16 protein-coding genes and 1 pseudogene are annotated in these 20,332 nt (G+C 39.0%); 8 read left to right on the forward strand and 9 right to left on the reverse strand.

All coding sequences use genetic code 11. The features are described 5' to 3' along the window. The first annotated feature begins 33 nt into the window (after positions 1 to 33). The 4 genes from ACFSKL_RS15660 (at position 34) to ACFSKL_RS15675 (ending at position 5,434) form a co-directional block, all read left to right on the forward strand. Entirely contained in the window at positions 34 to 1,800 is a 1,767-nt protein-coding gene (locus tag ACFSKL_RS15660; protein ID WP_376887268.1) for a DUF3472 domain-containing protein, read from the forward strand. Between the two features lie 1,142 nt (positions 1,801 to 2,942). Further along, complete coding sequence (locus ACFSKL_RS15665; RefSeq protein WP_376887269.1) at positions 2,943 to 3,269, forward strand: LytR/AlgR family response regulator transcription factor; 327 nt, start codon at positions 2,943 to 2,945, stop codon at positions 3,267 to 3,269. Between the two features lie 233 nt (positions 3,270 to 3,502). Next, positions 3,503 to 5,095, forward strand: coding sequence for a vitamin K epoxide reductase family protein (locus tag ACFSKL_RS15670; RefSeq protein WP_376887270.1), 1,593 nt, complete (start codon positions 3,503 to 3,505; stop codon positions 5,093 to 5,095). Positions 5,096 to 5,194: 99 nt separating this feature from the next. Beyond that, positions 5,195 to 5,434, forward strand: a complete 240-nt coding sequence (locus ACFSKL_RS15675; protein WP_376887271.1) for a hypothetical protein — start codon at positions 5,195 to 5,197, stop codon at positions 5,432 to 5,434. Positions 5,435 to 5,465: 31 nt separating this feature from the next. On the opposite strand, the gene ACFSKL_RS15680 is transcribed toward ACFSKL_RS15675, so the two are convergent. Then, positions 5,466 to 6,647, reverse strand: coding sequence for a hypothetical protein (locus ACFSKL_RS15680; RefSeq protein WP_376887272.1), 1,182 nt, complete (start codon positions 6,645 to 6,647; stop codon positions 5,466 to 5,468). 86 nt (positions 6,648 to 6,733) lie between these two features. Between ACFSKL_RS15680 and ACFSKL_RS15685 the strand changes: the two genes are divergently transcribed. The 4 genes and pseudogenes from ACFSKL_RS15685 to ACFSKL_RS15700 all read left to right on the forward strand — a co-directional run bounded on the left by ACFSKL_RS15685 (position 6,734) and on the right by ACFSKL_RS15700 (position 9,668). Further along, entirely contained in the window at positions 6,734 to 7,897 is a 1,164-nt protein-coding gene (locus tag ACFSKL_RS15685; RefSeq protein WP_376887273.1) for a hypothetical protein, read from the forward strand. A gap of 8 nt (positions 7,898 to 7,905) precedes the next feature. Further along, positions 7,906 to 8,238, forward strand: a complete 333-nt coding sequence (locus ACFSKL_RS15690; RefSeq protein WP_376887274.1) for a galactosyltransferase-related protein — start codon at positions 7,906 to 7,908, stop codon at positions 8,236 to 8,238. A gap of 53 nt (positions 8,239 to 8,291) precedes the next feature. After that, positions 8,292 to 8,915 (forward strand): annotated as a pseudogene (locus ACFSKL_RS15695) (glycosyltransferase family 2 protein); the annotation flags it as partial. A gap of 39 nt (positions 8,916 to 8,954) precedes the next feature. After that, a complete protein-coding gene (locus tag ACFSKL_RS15700) occupies positions 8,955 to 9,668 on the forward strand; it encodes an O-methyltransferase (protein ID WP_376887392.1) in 714 nt (237 codons plus the stop codon). A gap of 361 nt (positions 9,669 to 10,029) precedes the next feature. Here the strand turns inward: ACFSKL_RS15700 and ACFSKL_RS15705 are convergent, their stop codons facing one another. The 8 genes from ACFSKL_RS15705 to ACFSKL_RS15740 all read right to left on the reverse strand — a co-directional run bounded on the left by ACFSKL_RS15705 (position 10,030) and on the right by ACFSKL_RS15740 (position 20,319). Then, a complete protein-coding gene (locus ACFSKL_RS15705) occupies positions 10,030 to 11,439 on the reverse strand; it encodes a Gfo/Idh/MocA family protein (protein WP_376887275.1) in 1,410 nt (469 codons plus the stop codon). A gap of 22 nt (positions 11,440 to 11,461) precedes the next feature. After that, a complete protein-coding gene (locus tag ACFSKL_RS15710; RefSeq protein ID WP_376887276.1) occupies positions 11,462 to 12,436 on the reverse strand; it encodes an amidohydrolase family protein in 975 nt (324 codons plus the stop codon). Between the two features lies 1 nt (position 12,437). Beyond that, positions 12,438 to 13,262 carry a class II fructose-bisphosphate aldolase gene (locus ACFSKL_RS15715; protein WP_376887277.1) on the reverse strand — a complete coding sequence of 275 codons (825 nt, stop codon included), beginning with the start codon at positions 13,260 to 13,262 and terminating at the stop codon, positions 12,438 to 12,440. A gap of 3 nt (positions 13,263 to 13,265) precedes the next feature. Further along, positions 13,266 to 14,210 carry a carbohydrate kinase family protein gene (locus ACFSKL_RS15720; RefSeq protein WP_376887278.1) on the reverse strand — a complete coding sequence of 315 codons (945 nt, stop codon included), beginning with the start codon at positions 14,208 to 14,210 and terminating at the stop codon, positions 13,266 to 13,268. Between the two features lie 3 nt (positions 14,211 to 14,213). Continuing rightward, positions 14,214 to 15,110, reverse strand: coding sequence for a 1-phosphofructokinase family hexose kinase (locus ACFSKL_RS15725; RefSeq protein WP_376887279.1), 897 nt, complete (start codon positions 15,108 to 15,110; stop codon positions 14,214 to 14,216). A 1-nt stretch (position 15,111) separates the two neighbouring features. Next, complete coding sequence (locus tag ACFSKL_RS15730; protein ID WP_376887280.1) at positions 15,112 to 16,287, reverse strand: SIS domain-containing protein; 1,176 nt, start codon at positions 16,285 to 16,287, stop codon at positions 15,112 to 15,114. A gap of 10 nt (positions 16,288 to 16,297) precedes the next feature. Continuing rightward, the gene (locus tag ACFSKL_RS15735) at positions 16,298 to 18,073 is read right to left on the reverse strand and encodes a sodium:solute symporter family protein (RefSeq protein ID WP_376887281.1); all 1,776 of its coding nucleotides are present in this window, start codon (positions 18,071 to 18,073) and stop codon (positions 16,298 to 16,300) included. Positions 18,074 to 18,414: 341 nt separating this feature from the next. Next, positions 18,415 to 20,319 (reverse strand): beta-N-acetylhexosaminidase, encoded by a 1,905-nt coding sequence (locus ACFSKL_RS15740; protein WP_376887282.1) that lies wholly within the window; start codon positions 20,317 to 20,319, stop codon positions 18,415 to 18,417. Positions 20,320 to 20,332 lie beyond the last annotated feature (13 nt).

The raw sequence follows: 20,332 nt of genomic DNA on the forward strand, positions 1-20,332 counted from the left end.
CATCCAAATCATTTATCAAAAACCACTTATAACATGCTAAAGAATATGCAACTCTTACTATTTCTCCTGATTGCCTTTACTTCATGTAAAGATCTCGAGGACAATATACCTGTAGAAATCATCTATGATGATTCTGTAACTGTACCTCTTGGGGGAAATACGTACCAAGTTTCAGGGGCCAATTCTGAACCCATCAACCAAAACGGTATTTCAAATTGGACAGACAACAGCACAGTTTACAATGTATTTGTAAAAACAACAGGTGCAGAATCAATTGGAGTCATACTTAATATTGAAAATCAACCTGATCAATCTACTATCAAAGTCAAAATTGGGGAAACCGAAAAAGAAGTTACCATCGAAAACAATACTTCTGGAGAATTCAAAGTCGGAGATTTCGAATTTAAGCAGGGGTATGAAAAAATCGAATTGACCGGTGTATCAAAAACTGGGGATAATTTCGCTAAAATCAAAGATATCAAGCTTGAGTATTCAGGTGATATCAATGCAGAATATGTCAAAAACAATGATGACAACAATTTTTACTGGGGAAGACGCGGTCCTTCCGTTCACCTAGGATACCAAGTTCCCCAAGGACAAGATTACAAATGGTTTTACAATGAAATGACTATCCCGGAAGGAGAAGATGCCATGGGGTCCTATTTTATGGCCAACGGCTTTGGAGAAGGATATTTTGGAATTCAGGTCAATTCCGAAACGGAAAGAAGGGTACTCTTTTCTGTTTGGAGTCCATATGTCACTGACAATCCAAACGATATACCAGAAGATGAAAGAATCGTAGTCCTCAAAAAAGGTGAAGATGTATATACAGGTGAATTTGGAAATGAAGGATCTGGTGGGCAAAGTTATCTGAGATTTAATTGGATTGCAGGAAACACATACAAATTCATCAACTCTGTGGAACCAGACGGAAATGGGAATACTATCTATACAGGATATTTCTATGCACCTGAGGTAGGTGAATGGCAAATCATAGCAAGTTTCAAAAGGCCAAAAACAACCACCTGGTACAAAAGACCTCATTCATTTCTGGAAAATTTCAACCCAAACTTTGGCCATGTGGGAAGAAAGGTGCATTATGACAACCAGTGGATCAGATCCACATCAGGTGTTTGGACAGAATTGACAGAAGCCAGATTTACTGGAGACGCTATTGCCACCATTGGTTTCAGGATGGATCATGCAGGTGGCTCTGATGATGGGAAATTTTACCTACAAAACTGTGGCTTCTTTGACCAAAACACAGCATTGAACAGTATGCACAGTAGATCAGCAAATGGTCAAACCCCTCAAATTGATTTTGAATTGCTGGCAACATTGGGAGTAGAAGTCACCCCTCCGGCAGAAATAGACGAAATCGATAAATCAAATTGGTCTATCATAGAATTCAGCTCTGAAGAGACTTCGGGAGAAGGGGCAACAGGGAGAGCTAATGATGTAATTGACGGGGATCTGGCTACCTATTGGCATAGCAGATGGTCATCCAATGCAAGCTCATATCCCCATCATTTTATTGTGGACATGTCCGAGTCTTTGGAAATCGAAGGTTTCGTAATCACCCAAAGAAATGGCTCAAGGAAAATCAAGGATTTCAAAATCTATGTAAGCCAAGACAATGTAACTTGGAGTACATTAGTGGAGGGACAATTACTTAATGATGCCTCCAAACAAGTGAAAAACCTCAATGAAAAGACAACATTTAGATACTTCAAATTTGAAGGCCTAAATGCACATGATGGCCAACAGTTTGGCGCATTGGCTGAAATTGGAGTTTACTAAATTCATAAAAAAGGGGGTGGCGATTTCTCGCCACCCCCTTTTTTATGAATTTATTTTTGTGATTTTTTGATTTAGTAAGTAACACTTTTAAAATGAATTCCTACCCTATATCTGGGACGTAACATCGTCTATTTCCAAAGAAGATCAAAACTGATCCAAAAAGTAGGGAAATTGCATTAAGTATGAAATCATCTTCAATGTCAACTTGGTCGGCGTCCTCACCGACCAATCCACCTAAATAGGACAACCCTCGAAGGGTTCCTCCTTTTTAAATTGTTAAAAGCGATTTCCCTGATTTCCCCCATACTTTTTTGTATGCTCAAAACTTATACGCTGGTTTTCTTCCTTGTAATCGTTGTGAAGCTTGCTCCATATACCTGTATAGGTCATGGGCTTTGGCTTCAACATCATGATATGCTAAAAGGCAATCACAGGCCTTCAGATTGCTGACCGGAAAAAAATCCTCGAATAGTCAGGCTTTATGCATAGTTAACATTAATTTACGAAATCTTATTTAAAAATTTCTATATAATTTTTAAATATAAAATTGAAATGAATAGACAGATAATAATTTACATATTACTTAATTGTAAGTGATTTATTTAAATATGATAATGTACGAATCAAATAAGTGGATTTACTTTCTTAATTACATATAGTTTATAAAGGAATTGTAATTATAAAGTTTCATTATGTTTTCTTTTTATAAAAATATTCAAAACTATTGTTTTTTATTTTCAAATAAAAAACAATAGTTTTGAATATTGACAAAAGCCAAAATATTATGAAAAAAGAAAAATAGATTTTCAAAAGTAGTCATCGCAATAAGTGTGATGACTATGGGAATGGTGTTGGTGCACTCTTTTAACGTAGGGGTTTAAACGATAGGTGGGGTTTGTTGTGTGGGAGTGGTAGACCATGCCAATATCCGATTGCTTGAATATCTAGCCTCCAAACGTAAAATGTTTTGGTTGTATTGAATGGTGTCATTCAAACTATTGATGTTTTTGATTGAAAAATTTCATTTAAGAGCTTTTAAACAACCGATATGGCAAATAGTTTTTTCAACACAAAAGATACTTGAAAATAAACAGTACAATCCTTTTAGAGGATAGAATCAATATTTTTAAACAAGATCCAAAATGAGAACAGAAAATTTTATTACACTGAAAAATGAAAATGAGATCCTTAGGATTAGGAGCGATGAGATTTTGTATGTGACAGTAGAAGGTAAAATATTGACCTGCAAAACGGAAGATGAAACTATTTTTCACTGCACCATGGCCTTAAATAGGTTAGTAGAGGAACTTCCAGAGTATTTTCTCCGGATTAGCAGAAGTTGTCTAGTTAATGTTAAAAAGATTAAGCGGTACTACAGACATAAAAAGCTGGTAATCCTTTCTGATGGCTCAGAACATAAAGTCGCAGGACGTAGGTTGAAATCTCTACTCAAGTACTTGGAAGGATGATGGGCATTTATACCCAATAATCAATCACTCATACTGAATTATATAGCGTCTAGGGATCATGTTGTGCATATATGATTTTTCTTAGAACAAACATTTATATTTATCACATGAAAAAATGTAAAGTAATGCAATTGTCTTCAAATAGCACTAAAGATTAGGGTTGATAAATTCAATCTATCTTTTTTATAAAGTTTGTTGATGTAAATGTTTTAAGAATTTTTATATAATCGATAATGGCAAACAGTTTTTATTCAACCCAAAAGATACTTGAGTTGCTTGGAGTTCCCCATACTTCGGGCTATTTAAAAGAAACTATCCTATCCCACCCTGATCACCATAGTCTATTATCCATAGCAGATACGTTGAAAAAGTACAAGACAGATCTGGTTACCGTGAAAATTGGGAAGGAAAAACTTGACCAACTTCCCCTACCCTGCATTGTACAGGTAACCGATAGCGGGATTAGTTTGTTTTATACGCTTACCAAGGTTTCTGATGTTGAAGTTGTTTTTTTCAACGAAAGCAACAGGAAGACATCCACCGGCCGGGAAGAATTTATAAATCAATGGACGGGAGTTTCCTTGATGGTAGAAAGGGACAGTGATTCTATAGAACCTGGCTATAAAGAGAGAATTTGGGAAAAAAGAAGATTCCAAATCATGACGATCATTTTCTTTATTAGCTTACTTACTTGGATAGGTTTGGCGTACATACCGGAAATGACATTGGCTGATGTGAAGTGGGCTACTATAAACCCAATATTATTCCTGTTCCTTAAACTTACCGGATTGATAGTCTCCACCATGGTACTTTGGTATGAGGTGGACCGACATAATCCTGCCTTGCAGCGTTTCTGTACCGGTGGGAAAAAAGTGGACTGTGAAGCTGTTCTAGAATCCAATCCTTTGAAGGCATTGGGAAAAGAAATCAGTTTGAGTACCTTGTCTTTTGCCTATTTCTTTGCAGGTTTTTTCAGTTTGCTGATAAGCTCATTTAGCGTATCTGCAATATCTTTGTTGGGGTATCTGAGTCTTTTGGCTTTACCTGTTATTGCTTTTTCATTCTATTTTCAGGCAAAGGTTATCAAGAAATGGTGCCGCTTCTGTCTGATGATACAAGGGATATTGGTACTGGAGGGATTATGTGTATGGTTGGGAGGAAACTTATCAGATGTGGTGGATTTAAAAGTGCTTTCTATTTTTTCTTCCCTGTTTGTAGCATCTGTTTTGACTTGGGCAACTATTAAACCATTGTTGACAGCGAAAAATGAACTGAATTTCTATAAGAGGAACTTATCGAAGATAAAGAATAACAAAGAGATTTTTGAATATTTCCTGTCCAAGTCAAAAAGAATATCCAATAGTGCGGGAGGGTTGGGAATACAGCTGCGTAATAAAAACCCAAAATATCATGTACTTAAAGTATGCAACCCTTATTGTGGCCCCTGTGCTAAGGCACACCCAATATTGGAGAATCTTTTTGAAGGTGGGAATATAGACCTGCAAATCTTATTCTTTCCCAATGCTGATATGGAAGACCCGAAGACAAAAGTGATCAATCATTTTCTGGCCATAGACAATAAGGGAGACAGTAAGGCCACTCAGAAAGCTTTGGATCAATGGTACAGTAGCCCAGAAAAGAATCACGAGGCTTTTGCCAAACGATACCCTATGAATGGAGAGCTGAATAAGCAAAAAGAAAAACTCTTGGTGATGAAGGAATGGTGTGAGAAGGAAGGGATTACGCACACGCCAACTATTTTCATAAATGGGTATGAATTGCCGAAGGAATTTAGTGTCGAAGAACTGAAAGATATACTAACATAGAATATACTTAGAAGAAATTCAATCGCGATGAATGGGCATAGTTTCCGGATGTCCTTAACTGACCGGGAAAAAGATAAAACTTATAAACAAAAAGCAAAAATGAAAAAGTTAAATTTAGGAAAATTGAAGCTCGCTTCGGAGGAGGTGCTTCAGAGAAGTCAGTTGGCAGGGATTTATGGTGGGTCAGGTTCAGGAGGATCATGTCTAGTGACATGTGTGGGGCCTACAGGGCATACAACATATCATAATGTCCCAACATGCTCAGTTGGTTGCATACAAGGTGCTGGCTATGTCATGCAAGAATGTAGTGGACCATCCTATCCTTGTGACGTGATTTGAAAAAGCTATAGTTTTGCATCGGAGTTTGAAACTATTCTGTCATAATTTTAAATATAATGTACCGGCTAAAATCTTCTTCTCTTTCGGGGTTTACCTCTTTGAAGAGAAGTCGATTACCGGGTAGACTAGTCATGATAACTCCATTTTCTGGAATAGTAAGATCATGGCTTATTTGCTTGTTTTGGTCAAAGAGTATCAGCTTGCTGTGGAAAAAATCCTGAAGAATTTCAGCGACGACATTTTTGGGATTTGGATTGATTGATACCCCAACGATGTATTCCAGAGCTATTAGACCATTGTCTAACTTGTACAATTTATGATTCTTGGGAGTCAAAAGCCAATTTTCTGAAGTTGATGGCAGTTTTTGTGGGCTAATTAGAGTGGGAGGTAAGATTGCGTTAGGATCTCCATGGTATATGTCAAGATTTCCCACAACAGTATTCGATTTTAAGTCATAGATAGTAATTTTATTATCGAAGGTACCTGTTAAGAATAATTTAGCTGATTTAGCATCAGTAAAATAGATAGGTGCATAAAACGATTTGGTTATAGACAAAAAATCTTCGGTTATCCGCCTATTAGAGACAGGAGCAATTTCATTTGAATAACCCTTCTTTTGGTCATATAATTCCAGCAGTTTGCCTGTGTTGTAATATTGACTTTTGCCGACTTGATGCCGAGAAGATCCTGAAGGGTTGGTGGGGAAAGTGATTTCGAATTGGTTTGTATCTTTATGTATGTAAGAAAATTTAATCGCAGGAGTGTAAATATTGAACATCAAACTGGATTCATAGGTAAATTTCACCAGAATATTTAGATTTTGGTCGTACTGTAAAATATGCCTATTTGTCATCGCCCAAATATTTCCCTTCTCAGAAAAGGCCAGACATGATAAATTAGAAATATACTGTTCAGGACCTTCTCCCTTCATGTTTCGACTTAAGATGATTCTACCACTTTCGTCGACAAGGCAAATTTCTTTCCCACTGTGGGTGATTGTAGATCCCAGATATAACCTGTCCTCGGGGTAGTAATCAATAAGGTCAACAGAAGATAAGGAATGAATAAGGAACTCTTTTTCTTTCTCCAAGTAATACGAACCAAAATCGTTTAGCAAACTTTTATCTTTTTGGCAGGAAAACAAGGAGATACACATTGTCACAATCATTAATAAAATCATCAAACTGCTATGGAATAAACCTTCTTTTAACATAGTTATTTGATTGTTTTAAATTAAAATTAAAATTACGAACTTAATAGTTAGTGTTGATTGTTTTGAAAATTAAATTTCTTCAAATTATGAAAAATTATATAAATATGTTCCTTGTTTCGGTTTTTATCTTTGCCTGTAGAAAAGAAGAAATTAGGGATCATCTGATTGATAGTAGGTCTATTACTCTTGAAGTATTGGACAGTATCGAAATTCCTTTTCGCCATAAATTTGTTGTCCATGATCTAGACCCAATTCAAAAAACTGTATTGTTCACAACTCCGGGGCAACAACCCAAAATAATATTAGCAGATTTTGAAGGTGAAATATTTGCAACTTTACCAACTAAAGAAGTTTTTTCAGGATGTTTTGGCAGTTTGTTGGCTCCACTAAAAATTGATGGCGATGATTCAATTTTAGCATACGGATCAAATGCATTTTTGAACTTTGATTTTTCAGGAAAAATACAAAGTTGCGTTAAACATGCAAGTGGTAAGCTTCTCGAAAGTCCAAAGTTGGCAATAGAGGAAGGAATAGAAAAAATAGGGAACAAGCATCTTTATATAAATCAGGGATTAGCAAATATTGACCAAAAAGACAAGAATATTAGAAGAGAACTAAGATTATTAGTATGGTTATATCCTGAAAATGGAGAAAGTGAGCCATTTGTTCAGTTTCCAGAAACCAGTATCTTCCGGGAAGAGAAATCCTTTTTCAAGGAAGCTTGGAAACCTGTTTTTACTGTCGTAGAAGATCACATTTTTTTGATTTTCGGAACTGAGCCAATCATTTATGTTTATAAAGCCTTTTCACCTTATTCAATGGTATCAAGTATTCCAATCGATTTACCGAATTTCTCATATTCACAATTAGTTAACAACCACTCTTCCCGTCTAAATTATTTTGAGATGCCGTTTAATTCGGGAAAAATATTGAGTTTAAAACGGCTCGATAGTCATTTCATAATAGCTTATTTTCCTGGAGTCAATTCGCTGTATTCTAAAAAGCAATTAGGCATATCAACTCAGGAATTGAATAGTTTAAGTAGAAAAATGGCGAAAAATCATCCGAACCGTATTGCAATTGTAGATTTAGAAGGCAATGTGATCAATGATTTTGTACCAGGAAGACTTGACCCTAAAAGCATGTTGCTCAGAAACAATGAGCTATGGATGCTGGAAAAACTCGATGTCAATGTAGAGAAGGATTATTTCAGGCTCTTTAGAGTGGGGTTGAAGATTGAAGAAAAGTAGAAGGAAAAATGAAAGAACTTTATAGACCTACTCCTGTTGGTGGGGTTTTTATGGCTGATAAAAAAGCATATATTGAATCAGGGATGGAAAATGAAGGCTTTTATGGATGGGGAAGGGAAGATGCTGAAAGGGTGAATAGATGGAAAATATTGGGGTATATCCATAAGCATACCCAAGGGGCTTTGTACCATTTGACTCATGAAAGAGGTATAAATAGCCAGTTTCATAGCCAACGTCAAGATGATATAAAATTTTCTAAACTACTCCAAGTATTGGTTATGTCACAAAATGAATTGAAAGAAGAAATTGAAAATTGGGATAAGAATCCTGGCAAAGGATAGAATTGGCAAAGAAAATATATAAATGAAAATGATAAGCATAAACTATGACATCTATGAATAGCTTTCCAAGTATATCTGTTATTATGCCCTGTTACAATGCTGGCCAATACATAGTTGAAGCAGTTAATAGTATTCTTTTGCAACGCTTTAAGGATTTCGAATTGTTGATTATCGATGATGGGTCTGATGACAATACAGAAGATTTAATCAAAGACATTTCTGATCATCGAATTAGGTATTTCAAACTGTTAACCAACAAAGGAAATTATGCCGCCCGAAACTATGGGATGAGGTGCGCTAAGGGTAAATATATTGCCATGGCAGATGCTGATGACATTTCTCTACCTGATCGTCTATTGATACAATTTGAGTATCTGGAAAATCACTTTGATGTTTACTGCATTGGGTCACTATGTGAGATCATTGATCAGGATGGAAAGTATATAGGACTTATGAACAGACCTCTTGACCATAATGATATAAAGGTGATGTTATTCGCTGACAATTACGTGCACCAACCTTCTATGATGTTTAGAAGTTCTCTAGTTTGGAAATATGGTTTACAGTTTGATGAGACCTTTCGTTATTCGGGAGATTATGATTTTGTGGTGAAGATAGCGCAACGCTTTTTTGTACAGAATATTTCCATAGCTTTGGTTCGTTATAGGATACATCAAAACCAAATATCTTCACAAAAGCGAATAGAGCAAATACAGATGGCCAATCAGGTCAGAAGAAAGCAATTGGAACAATTAGGCGTTGAATTTAATGAAGAAGAGTTTCTTTTTCATTTGGTGTTACTCCGTGAAGGGTATTTGGATGATAGAGAATTAGAACAAATGGAAATATGGCTCAACAGGTTAATAGAATCAAATCATAGAGCAATGATATATGATGAAGAATGTTTTTATTCTTTTTGTGAAAACTTGGCATTGAAATGTCTCAAAAACAACAAACTGGGAGAATGGTCTATAGAGAAGGGGCTTCTAAATCATATTTTCAAAATTCTAGCCCAAGGGAAATCTATTTTGGAATTCGGTTCTGGAAAGGGTACAGAAGCATTATTGAAAAAATATAGTGTAATCAGTATTGAACATAATCCAAAATTTGCATTCAAGCGGGGAGAAGGTCATCAGTGTATTTATGCTCCAATTGAAGGGGAATGGTATAAGGTCGATGATGTTAGAAGAACTCTTGAATCCGAATCATATGATCTAATTTTAATCGATGGACCCTCAGGAGGATTTAGAAATGGTATTTTGAAGTCTATTTCTTTGTTTGAACATGTTAAGTGTCCAATAATCTTTGATGATGTAAACAGAAAGGAGGACATGGAAATAATGAAACTGTTTTGCGAAAAACTGAATCTGGCATTTAGTATATTTAAGGGGAGAGAGAAGGACTTCTCCATATGCTTTTCGGCCACATAGGCTCTGAGTAATTAGGCTACTTGTCCTTCTCTCTAACCATTCTTACCATGATCTGTATCCCCACAGAACATCCAAAATTTACCAGAGTCTGTTTACACAAATCACCAAAAGATTAAACTACTATCGGCTAAAGACTGATAGGTTTGGTTTTGCCAAAAGGCGACTAAAGTGCATCCGAGACTTAGTGTTCTCTGTGAAAAGGTCTTCGCCTAAATGCGAGGTATTTCCCCCCAGAGTGAGGCATAAAAAGGACAATAGAAAAATAAAGCTTTGCTTGAATTATAATCAATAAAAAAACACCGAAGAAAACCCCGGTGTCTTTATTCAACTAAACTAATTAACCCTATTAACAAAACATAATTTACACTATTACCTTTGTAGTCCCCCCACCTTTGAGTGTGATATCTAATGGCTTATTGGTTTTCCATGAACCACCGGTGAAATCAGGGACATCGATGGAATTGGATCTATGTGCTACTGACCACTCACTCAATGGCGACAGTGCCGACCACAAAGCTGCATCATATACGTCCTGATCCAATGGAAGGCCATTTCTCAGGCAATCCACCAATCTCCACTCCATCATAAAATCCATCCCCCCATGACCACCAATAGTTTTGGCCAACTCCCCTACTTTCTTCACAATCTCCGGAGTGTATTTTTCCTGTAATACTTTCATTTCATCATCTTTGATCCATCCATGGCCACTGGATATTTTCTGCAAGGGATATTTCTGGGCAAACGCCTTTGTACCACTCAATGCATGTAACCTCGAATAAGGTCTTGGGGAGGTGACATCGTGCTGGATCATCATGGACTTTCCATGTTTGGTTTTTACGATGGTGGTATTCATATTCCCACCAAATTTTTTCTCTACGAAGGAAGCATAGAAATTATCTGTTTCAGCCAATTCACGAGCTTTGTCAGCCATATGGAAATCTGCGGATGACAATGAGGTCAAATAATCCATCTGATCTCCCCTATTGATGTCCATCAACTGACAGATTGGCCCCAGACCATGGGTTGCATATAGGTTCCCATCACGGAAATTTTCCTTCAATCTCCACATATCCTCGTAAGCATTTTTTGCAAAATTGAGATCCAACAAATCGTGAATGTACGCTCCTTCTGCATGTAGAATATCACCAAAGAAACCGTCTCTGGCCATATTCAAAGTCATCAACTCAAAGAAATCATAACAGCAGTTTTCGAGCATCATACAATGCTTTTGTGTCCTCTCAGAGGTCTCAACGAGCTGCCAACACTCTTCCAAGGTCTTGGCTGCCGGGACTTCTACAGCTGCATGCTTTCCTGCTTCCATCGCATACACAGCCATAGGAGTGTGCCAATCCCATGGTGTTGCGATATAGATCAAATCCAAATCATCCCGATCCACCATCTTTTTCCAAGCATATGCACTTCCAGAGTATTTTTCTGGTCTATGCTTCGTGTTTTCCAGGGATTTGGCTATTTTATCTACTTTTTCGGGCACTAGATCGCAGATTGCTACAATCTCAACACCTTCTATTTTACTCATTCTATTGACTGCCCCAGGACCTCTCATTCCTAGGCCTATAAATCCTACCCTTACTTTATCCAGTTTGGGGGCAGAGAATCCACTCATATTGAAATGCTGGATGCGTTTCCTTTTTATCATTTCAGGAAGCCTTTCCATCTCTTCGGCGGACTTGAAACTGCTCAATCCTGTCCCGATCAAACCCAATCCAGCCAAACCGGATAGCTTGAGAAAATCCCTTCTATTATTGCTCATGGTTATTTATGATATGGTTAATTTAAAATTTATACATTCGTTTTGCATTGTCGACAAGTATTTTTTCCGACACTTCTTTTGGTAGATCCAAACCCATAAACTCCCCCTGGAATTCTGGAGCAGTCATTTTATCACTTGTGGTAAAATATGCCACATGAAAATCCCATAATTCCTGAAAGCGCTCAGCAAATTCCATCTCAGGCTTTGTACCATCATCAATCACATCAGAACCATAAATAATCCGGTCTTGGTACTTGATGAAAAACTGTCTTACCCGTTCCCTATCCGACATGCTTTGAAGCTGCACATGACAGATTCTTTCTGCCAAATCAACATGGAAATGGGGATACTTGTCCAGTCTTTTCGAAACTTCGTCAAGATTCCATTCCATACTCCCAAGATGTGCCCCTACAAAGACCAATCCCCTATGTTTTTCCAGAATATTATCCCTGGCAGCTATTTGGGCCTCATGGTTGGGTACTTCTGGATTCAGATACATGTGATATTCTGGATGTTTTGAGAAATACTCCCTATCCGAATCCACTGTCATTTGTTCAAGAGGCAGCCAGCAGTTTTTTGGTTCACCCAAATGCGCTATCAGTGGCACTTTTTGATGTGCCAAGAAATCGTATATAGGATCCAATCTTTCATCATCCGCCATGACATATGAGCCATCCTCATTTTGGATAGCCATCCCGAAATTCTTCCAAATCTTGATGGCTGTGGCACCATTTGAAAGTCTTTTTTTAATCTGATCCAAAGCTTGGCCCTGCCATCTTGCAGTCCCAAACCCGGCTGATCCAAATGAGCCTATATACCGGACTTGTTCTGGAAATTGATGTTTTAATTCCAAGACTACAGCCTCTTGCCTGTCCAAAGATTCGAAGAATGGAATATCGGTATTGATGGATACAAATGCAGCTCCCCTCTCCAAGGCAAGTTTCATTTTTGCCTCGGAGCTGGTGTTCAAATGACAGTGTGCATCAATCAAATTCATCTTACCTGTTGTTTATAATGTTCAATTTGCCTTTTACCAATTCGGTAACGGCATTTGTCGCTTTTGGAAATACTTTTCTTAAATCTATTTCCTCGTTTTGGGTTAATATATCCTGAAGGGTCTTCATAAAGATGTTTTTGATCTCCGTAGCCAAATTGACTTTACAGATACCATTTTGTATAGCGGTTCGAAGTTGCTCGTCCGGCACTCCTGAACTTCCATGAAGTACAAAAGTAGCATCAGAAACCTCTTCGACGATTGCTTTCAGTAAATCTATCTGAAGCTTTGGCTCTTCTTTGTAAAAACCGTGGGCAGTACCAATGGAAATTGCCAAGGCATCCACACCTGTTTCTTCTACGAATTGCTTTGCTTCATGTGGTTGGGTAAAACCGTTGTGTGCATGTGATTGTCCCAATTTAGCTACAAATCCCAACTCGGCTTCCACATGGGCGCCATAGGATTTTGCCCTTCGGACTACTTCCTGCGTAATTTTTACATTTTCCGAAAATGGCAATTCAGATCCATCTATCATGACAGAATCAAATCCAGCATCCAAACAACGTTGGGCCAATTCCACCGAACCACCATGGTCCAAATGGATCCAGCCTTCCACGCCAAATTGCTTCAGTCCTTCTCGTCCCAATGCTACCGCAGTATCCAAGCCCATATAATCAATGGAACTCTGTGTCAATTGCAATATCAATGAATCACCTGTCTGCTGGGCTGCTCCCAAGACTCCGTGCAAGGTCTCCAAATTATAGAAATTTGTTGCCAAAAGTCCCCTTTTTTCATCAGTTTGTTGTCTTAATTTATTCTTAAGGTTCATAAATTATATTTCCTGGTTGAAAATTTCTTTTGCTATTTTAATGTAATGTTCTCTTGAATCAAATGCCCCAGTACCTCCTGCTGCGGTGGTATTGATCGCACCTATGAGATTCCCAAAGTTCAGGCAAGCTTCAAGTTTTTCCCCTGAAAGGAATTTTGAAATAAACCCGGCATTGAAACTGTCTCCTGCACCAATCGCGTCTACAAATGAATCATGCAAATACCCTTGGGCAACGGTTTTCCCTTGACCATTGTAGAGTATACTGCCCTGCTCGCCCATCTTTACGACAACTGAATTTGCAAAAGGCTTTATTATCTCCATTGCGTCATCAATGGTATCAGCCTTGGTGATACCCAGCAACTCTGATTTGTTGGGAAGGAAAATATCGACGAATGGCAAACAGGCTCTGTAATCAAAATCAAAAACACCGTCAGGATCGGTTTGGAGATCCAAGGATGTCGTCAGCCCCTTGCTTTTTGCTTTTTCAAATAAGGCTACGATATCTTTTCTAATTTTATTCTGGAGAAAGAGGTTGGAGAAATGCAAATGGCCAAACTGCCCAATATGATCCCAGGGAATATCTTGGATTCCCAACTCTTCCATAGCTCCACAATAAGTCACATTGGCCCTGTCTTGATCGTAATTCATCACTACGGTGACACCGGACTGTTTTTCTTTTAACCTCCTCAAATAAGTACAATCAACACCCTTTTCCTGCAGTTTAGACTCTATAAACCCACCAAAATAATCTTCACCCACCATTCCACAAAAAGCCGTATCGACTCCTAGAGTAGATATATTTGAGGCAAATATGGCAGAACTGCTTCCCAAGGTCAGGTTCATTTTATTGGCTACAATTTCCTCCCCAATCTTTGGGAATCCTTGTATATCATTTAAGATCAAGTCAACATTCAATTCCCCTACTACCAGTAATTTCTTTTTTTCCATCTGTCAGTTTTTAAATTCTACTTGTTCTAAGAGTCTCCCCACATCGCTTTTATACAGCATGCCCAGATCTTCCCTTAGGCAATTGGCCGCCCCACAGGCCACTCCAAATTTTGCCACATCCTGGATTTTCATTTCTTTGGCAATCGCATAACAAAGCCCTGCCGTCAGGCAATCACCACTACCGACAGTACTGATCACATCATCCAAAGTCAGCTTGGCACTGATAAACTCTTGCCGATACCTCAAATCCAACCCTTCCTTTCCCTTTGTCAAAGCCAGGCAAACTACATCTTCCAAGGCTTCAGCCCCCAAGGTTTTGATTGTTTCCTGATATTCGCTTTCGTTCAAATGAAGCCCAAACACTTTCTCTTTCAGGGCATTTTCCAACTGTACACCAGTACAATCCAAAAAGACCTTTACATGCTGTTCATTTGCCAACCTTACCAACTGCTGGCAGGCATCTTTTGGACTACCTAGCGGCCATGAACCTGAAATACAGACAATATTTGCCTTGGCCAGGGATCTTTTAAAATGAGCTTTAAATGATTGGAAATCATCTTGTGCCAGTTTCGGCCCCGGCTCCAGTATTTCTGTATGATCAGAGTTTTCCTCATCGGTGATGAAAGTGAAGCATTTTCTGCTATTCCCTTTTACATCCAGCCCAGAGACTTTCAGCCCAAAGTCAGCGCAGGAGCTTTTGATCCATTCACCAGCTGATCCAGCCCATACGCCTACCAACTCAACTTCTCCCTCCAATTCTTTGATGGCCAATGCAACATGAATCCCTTTTCCCCCTGGAAATTCCTGAATTCGTACGATCCTATTACTTTTTCCCAATTTGATCTTGGGCAAATATGCAAAGGTATCTATAGCGGGATTAGGGCAGACTGTTAGGATCATTTCAGCTCTTGTTATAGATTTTAACACCTTGTACTACTCTGGAAATAGCCCCGCTTACAGATGGACTATCTGGATGAAGTCCCAAAGAAAGGGATTTGTAGAAGCCCAGTAACTGTCCAACCAAAGTGGCTACCAAGACATTGAAATCCCCGCATGAAGTTGGGGCATTGCCATTGGAAATTGCCAAAATAGAATCAAATCCGTCATCGTTCATTGGCCCGAAACTGATCGTTGGGATTCCCCGTGGATCCGATGAAATACTTTCAGCCAAATCTTTTTCATATTGATACACATGTGGATCGTCAGAAAACAGAAAAACTACTATACTTTTCTCGTTTAGGACTGCCCTAGGACCATGCCTAAAACCCAAGAAGGAATCATGCTTACAGACAATTTGACCATCAGTCAACTCCTGTAACTTTAAATGACACTCCCTTGCTATGCCCAAAAGTGGCCCTGATCCCAAAAATATCACTCTCTCAAACATTGAGTCCGCAATTCTCTGAAAATCTTCCGGAAAGTTATTGAGGATATATTCAGCATATTTTGCAGCCGTCTGAACGTGCTTTGTCTTGGCTTCTAAACTATTCAAATCAGTAACAAGCAGTACTGAAAGCAGCATGGAGGTAAAGCTACCAGTCATGGCCAAACTTTTGTCATTGGCATCCTCAGGCAATTGCAGACAAAAAGTATTTGAACTATGATTCCTTGCATACTCAGCAAGCTGCCCCTGTTCATTGCATGTGATGATGAAATGGTAAATATGCTTGCAATAAATATCTGATAACCTTACAGTCTCTACACTTTCCGGACTATTGCCCGATCGTGCAAAAGAGATGAGCAATGTGGGTACATCCTTCATGAAAAACAACTCCGGATGGGTCACCAAGTCTGTGGTCGGCAAAGCCTGGGTTAGTTTTCCTGAATTCTTCTGTACCAAACCCTGCGCGGATTCACCGATGAATGCAGATGAACCTGCACCTGTCAGGATGATCCTTAGGTTTTCTTTTGCAAAAATCGGGTTCAGAAAAGTTGAAATCCCATTTCTATTTGTAGAGATTAAATTCAATACATCCAACCAAAGACGTGGTTGATGTGCAATCTCCCTAGCAGTTTCCTGCGCTCCAGCTCTCTCGGCTTTTTGTGGGTCTAAGTTTAAATAGGTTGTTGATATCATTATTATATAGTTATTCTTTGTCTATTAGTTTGTACATAAAAGCAAATCCGATCATTGATCCTAAAATTAAAATATATCCAAAATTGACTTCTCCCAATACGATTTTCCCAATTCCAATCAGTAACGCATAGATCGCTATCACCCCAATGGCAAATGAAAAAACAGCCTTCTGAAAACCAAATAGATTCTCATCTACAACAACACCTGTATCGTCCATAGCCTTTGCCCGAACCCTCGCCCAGCCTCTTCCTGGAACTTTGGTGGTGTTCAAGAATTTGACCAGTACTTTTTGATCTGTAGGCTTTGTTATGAAAGTTACAAAAACCCAGCTGAATGTGGTAATCGCAACACCGATAACCAATTCAATATGAGTCGCCAATGGTTCAAAATAAACCTGATGGACAAAAGAAAAATACAATGCCACCAAGAAAGACACAATCATAGCTGTCAACTCACTCGCTGCATTGATTCTCCACCAATACCATCTCAGGATATAAAGCAGCCCTGTCCCTGCACCTATCTGAAGTAAAATGCTAAAGCTCTGAAGCGCATTCTCAAGCTGCAATGCTATAAAACCTCCCAAAACCATGATGGTAGCTGTAGCAATTCTCCCTACATTCACCAATGTTTTTTGGGAGCTGTTGGGATTGATGAATCTTTTGTAAAAGTCATTGACAACGTAAGATGCTCCCCAATTCAGGTGCGTGGACAATGTAGACATATAGGCAGCGACCAGTGAAGTCACCACCAAGCCCATCAACCCTACTGGAAGGAAAGAAAGCATTGCAGGATATGCAATATCATCTTGTATGATGTGCGCGGCAGTATTTGGAAATGCTGCGCTGATATCAGACAGGTTTGGGAAAACTATGATGGAACACAATGCCACAATGATCCATGGCCATGGCCTGATGGCGTAATGGACAATGTTGAACAACAAAACAGAACTGAATGCATGTTTTTCATTTTTGGCAGCCAGCATCCTTTGTACTACATAACCACCACCGCCAGGCTCGGCACCTGGATACCAAACAGACCACCATTGTATAAACAAGGGAATAAAAAACACCATCACCGCCAATTCCATATTGCCAAAATCCGGTAGAATATTCAACCTGCTGCTTACTTCCGCATGTGCCAATAACTTTTCCATTCCCCCGACTGCAGGATGGGTTACAGCCACATATGCTGCGGCAATTGCGCCTCCCAGCGACAAGCCAAATTGCAGAAAATCTGTCAATACAACTCCCCGTAAACCTCCCAGGGAACTATAGATCACTGTCACTACCCCAGAGATCAACAGGGTCTGAAGCGGACTAATCCCCAGTAAGATCCCACCAATCTTGATCGCTGCCAATGATACTGAAGCGATGATGACTACATTGAAGAAAACTCCCAAATAAATAGCCCTAAAACCTCTTAAAAATGCGGCTATCTTCCCACTGTAGCGCATTTCATAAAACTCAATATCCGTCAACACACCTGATCTCTTCCAAAGCTTGGCAAAGAAAAAAACCGTCAGCATTCCTGTCAACAAAAAACTCCACCATACCCAGTTTCCAGAAACCCCATTTTTCCTGACTATATCCGTTACAAGATTTGGTGTATCTGTGGAGAAGGTGGTAGCAACCATAGAAATCCCCAATAACCACCAGGACATACTCCCTCCAGCATTAAAGTATTCTTCCTGACTCTTGGATGCTTTCTTGGCAGTGTACAAACCAATGGCCAGTGACACTACAAAGAAGCTTATCAATATGATCCAATCTATTTGTTGTAAAAGCATTATTCTTTCGAATCTTTATGGTTAATTCAATTTTAATATTCATGATCTTGAAATCCCATACCATACAAGTCAAGCCATTGCTCAACTCAACTTGCTTCAGACATCCTTCGGTGCCATTTCATCTATTGTATAGCCTATGAATGTAGCCACTTTAAATGAATTTCCACATTTGAAATCTAAGCAAAATACTTACGAGTTTCGGAATTTATCGAAATATAAAAACTTTCATTATTATATGAAACGAAATTAAAATATTTTCATTTTATTTTTTTGCCAAACAAAAAAAACCATGATAGGCGGTAAGCCCATCATGGTTCTCAAATTGGTATAAAAAACCCGGTTTATTCTATCTCCAAGGTGTATATCCCGCTTTCCCTATTGGCTGGAGTCACGATGATATACTTCAATTTTAGTGGGCCTTGCCCTTCGCCGGGAGAAGGCATCAAAAACTCCCCCCTATACAATTGTGAAGTCCTGTCGGCTTTATGCCCATCATAGGTATAATAGATTTTGCTACCTTTCACACTTGGGGACATGGTTACAGCCTTTTTGCCATTTTTTTCCGTCACCTCTACCTTGGCCTCCGGAATTCTGAAATTCACTTGTTGATGCTCCAATTCTGCCAATCTTTCCGGAAGCCTTGTTGTAAAAAATTCATCGTAATCTTTCTTCTCTTTTGGCAACCAGGCAACTTCGGCTAAAGCCAATGCCCTAGGAAAGACCATGTATTGCATTTTTTGGAATGATGGTACATACTCTGTCCACATATTTGCCTGAACCCCCAAAACATGCTTCTGCTGATCAGCTGAAAGCGATTCTGGTCTCGGGTAATAACTATAAACCTTCTCCAAGGGCAACAAACAGCAGATAAACAACGGCTCATCTGCCTGCTTCCCTTGGCCATGATCTATATACATATGACTGTTTGGGCTCATGATGACATCATGGTTCATCTTTGCTGCTTCGATTCCTCCCGCTTCTCCCCTCCAACTCATCACTGTCGCATTCGGTGCCAATCCACCCTCGAGAATCTCGTCCCATCCGATCAGGTTTCTGCCATTTTTATTCAAGAATTTCTCTATCCTTCTGATAAAAAAACTCTGGAGCTCGTGCTCATCTTTCAACTTGTTTTTCTTGATGAACTGCTGTGCGATGGATGAAGTTTTCCAATGGTCCTTTGGTACCTCGTCTCCTCCTATATGGATATATTCACTTGGAAAAATATCCATCACTTCAGTCAATACATCTTCCAAGAACTTGAAAGTAGCTTCTTTTGGTCCAAAAATATTGTAATGAACACCCCAATAGCCTGGCACTTTAGGATAAATCTCGTTGTTATACGTATTTCCCTTGTCATCTTTTGCAGGAATACTTCCCTGCTGTGCCTTCCCATTTATTACCTCGAAACTTCCAAATTCAGGATAGGCTGCAAGTACTGCCGAGCTATGGCCTGGCAATTCTATCTCCGGAATTACCGTTATCTTTCTCTCAGCAGCATATTGAACCAACTCTCTGGCTTCTTCCTGGGTATAATACCCCCCATGTTTGACCCCATCATAAATAAAAGGCTTGAAATTTCCATACTGACCAATGATGGTTTCATCCCTCCATGCACCGATTTCTGTCAATTTCGGATACTTTTTGATCTCCAATCTCCATCCCTGGTCATCTGTAAGGTGCCAATGCAACCTATTCAACTTGAAGTGCGCCATCAAGTCAACAATCCCCTTCATTTCGTCCAAAGTCCTGAAATGCCTGCTTACATCTATCATCAAGCCTCTATAGCCAAATTCTGGCTTATCTTGGATATTCAATACAGGGACAACCAAGCTTCCATCCCTCTCTTCTATCAATTGCAACAAGGTCTGAAAAGCATAGAATACACCGGCATCTCCACCTTTTATTTCAATCTTGTCTGGATTGATATGTAGTTGATAGGCCTCAGAATCTACATCCTTGTCAAGGGAAACTTCGATCAGGGTATTCGCATTTAACTCTGAAGAAGAGATCAAATTTATCTGATACCTGCTTTTCAATGAGGCCAGAAAGAGTGAGGTAGATTTTCTAAGCTCAGGGCTTGCTGCATAAACCAAAGCTCCATCAGAGAGGGACACTTCCCCTTTTCCAAAGCTTACATCCAATGGATGGGGGATCACAGGGATAGATTCCCGCTGTTGTCCATTGACCAATGTAGTACTGAAAAAAACAGCCAGTATTACTCCGAAATATAATTTCAATTGCATCATTATTTTTAATATT

Source organism: Belliella marina, assembly GCF_042682445.1.
Taxonomy (GTDB): Bacteria; Bacteroidota; Bacteroidia; order Cytophagales; family Cyclobacteriaceae; genus Belliella; species Belliella marina.

Excerpts from the sequence above, each read along its gene's own strand:
- ACFSKL_RS15715 (WP_376887277.1), bottom strand. The coding sequence starts at position 13,262 with ATGAACCTTAAGAATAAATTAAGACAACAAACTGATGAAAAAAGGGGA.
- ACFSKL_RS15670 (WP_376887270.1), top strand. The coding sequence starts at position 3,503 with ATGGCAAACAGTTTTTATTCAACCCAAAAGATACTTGAGTTGCTTGGA.
- ACFSKL_RS15675 (WP_376887271.1), top strand. The coding sequence starts at position 5,195 with ATGAAAAAGTTAAATTTAGGAAAATTGAAGCTCGCTTCGGAGGAGGTG.
- ACFSKL_RS15690 (WP_376887274.1), top strand. The coding sequence starts at position 7,906 with ATGAAAGAACTTTATAGACCTACTCCTGTTGGTGGGGTTTTTATGGCT.
- ACFSKL_RS15665 (WP_376887269.1), top strand. The coding sequence starts at position 2,943 with ATGAGAACAGAAAATTTTATTACACTGAAAAATGAAAATGAGATCCTT.
- ACFSKL_RS15680 (WP_376887272.1), bottom strand. The coding sequence starts at position 6,647 with ATGTTAAAAGAAGGTTTATTCCATAGCAGTTTGATGATTTTATTAATG.
- ACFSKL_RS15660 (WP_376887268.1), top strand. The coding sequence starts at position 34 with ATGCTAAAGAATATGCAACTCTTACTATTTCTCCTGATTGCCTTTACT.
- ACFSKL_RS15730 (WP_376887280.1), bottom strand. The coding sequence starts at position 16,287 with ATGATATCAACAACCTATTTAAACTTAGACCCACAAAAAGCCGAGAGA.
- ACFSKL_RS15735 (WP_376887281.1), bottom strand. The coding sequence starts at position 18,073 with ATGCTTTTACAACAAATAGATTGGATCATATTGATAAGCTTCTTTGTA.
- ACFSKL_RS15725 (WP_376887279.1), bottom strand. The coding sequence starts at position 15,110 with ATGATCCTAACAGTCTGCCCTAATCCCGCTATAGATACCTTTGCATAT.
- ACFSKL_RS15710 (WP_376887276.1), bottom strand. The coding sequence starts at position 12,436 with ATGAATTTGATTGATGCACACTGTCATTTGAACACCAGCTCCGAGGCA.
- ACFSKL_RS15740 (WP_376887282.1), bottom strand. The coding sequence starts at position 20,319 with ATGATGCAATTGAAATTATATTTCGGAGTAATACTGGCTGTTTTTTTC.
- ACFSKL_RS15720 (WP_376887278.1), bottom strand. The coding sequence starts at position 14,210 with ATGGAAAAAAAGAAATTACTGGTAGTAGGGGAATTGAATGTTGACTTG.
- ACFSKL_RS15705 (WP_376887275.1), bottom strand. The coding sequence starts at position 11,439 with ATGAGCAATAATAGAAGGGATTTTCTCAAGCTATCCGGTTTGGCTGGA.
- ACFSKL_RS15700 (WP_376887392.1), top strand. The coding sequence starts at position 8,955 with ATGGCCAATCAGGTCAGAAGAAAGCAATTGGAACAATTAGGCGTTGAA.
- ACFSKL_RS15685 (WP_376887273.1), top strand. The coding sequence starts at position 6,734 with ATGAAAAATTATATAAATATGTTCCTTGTTTCGGTTTTTATCTTTGCC.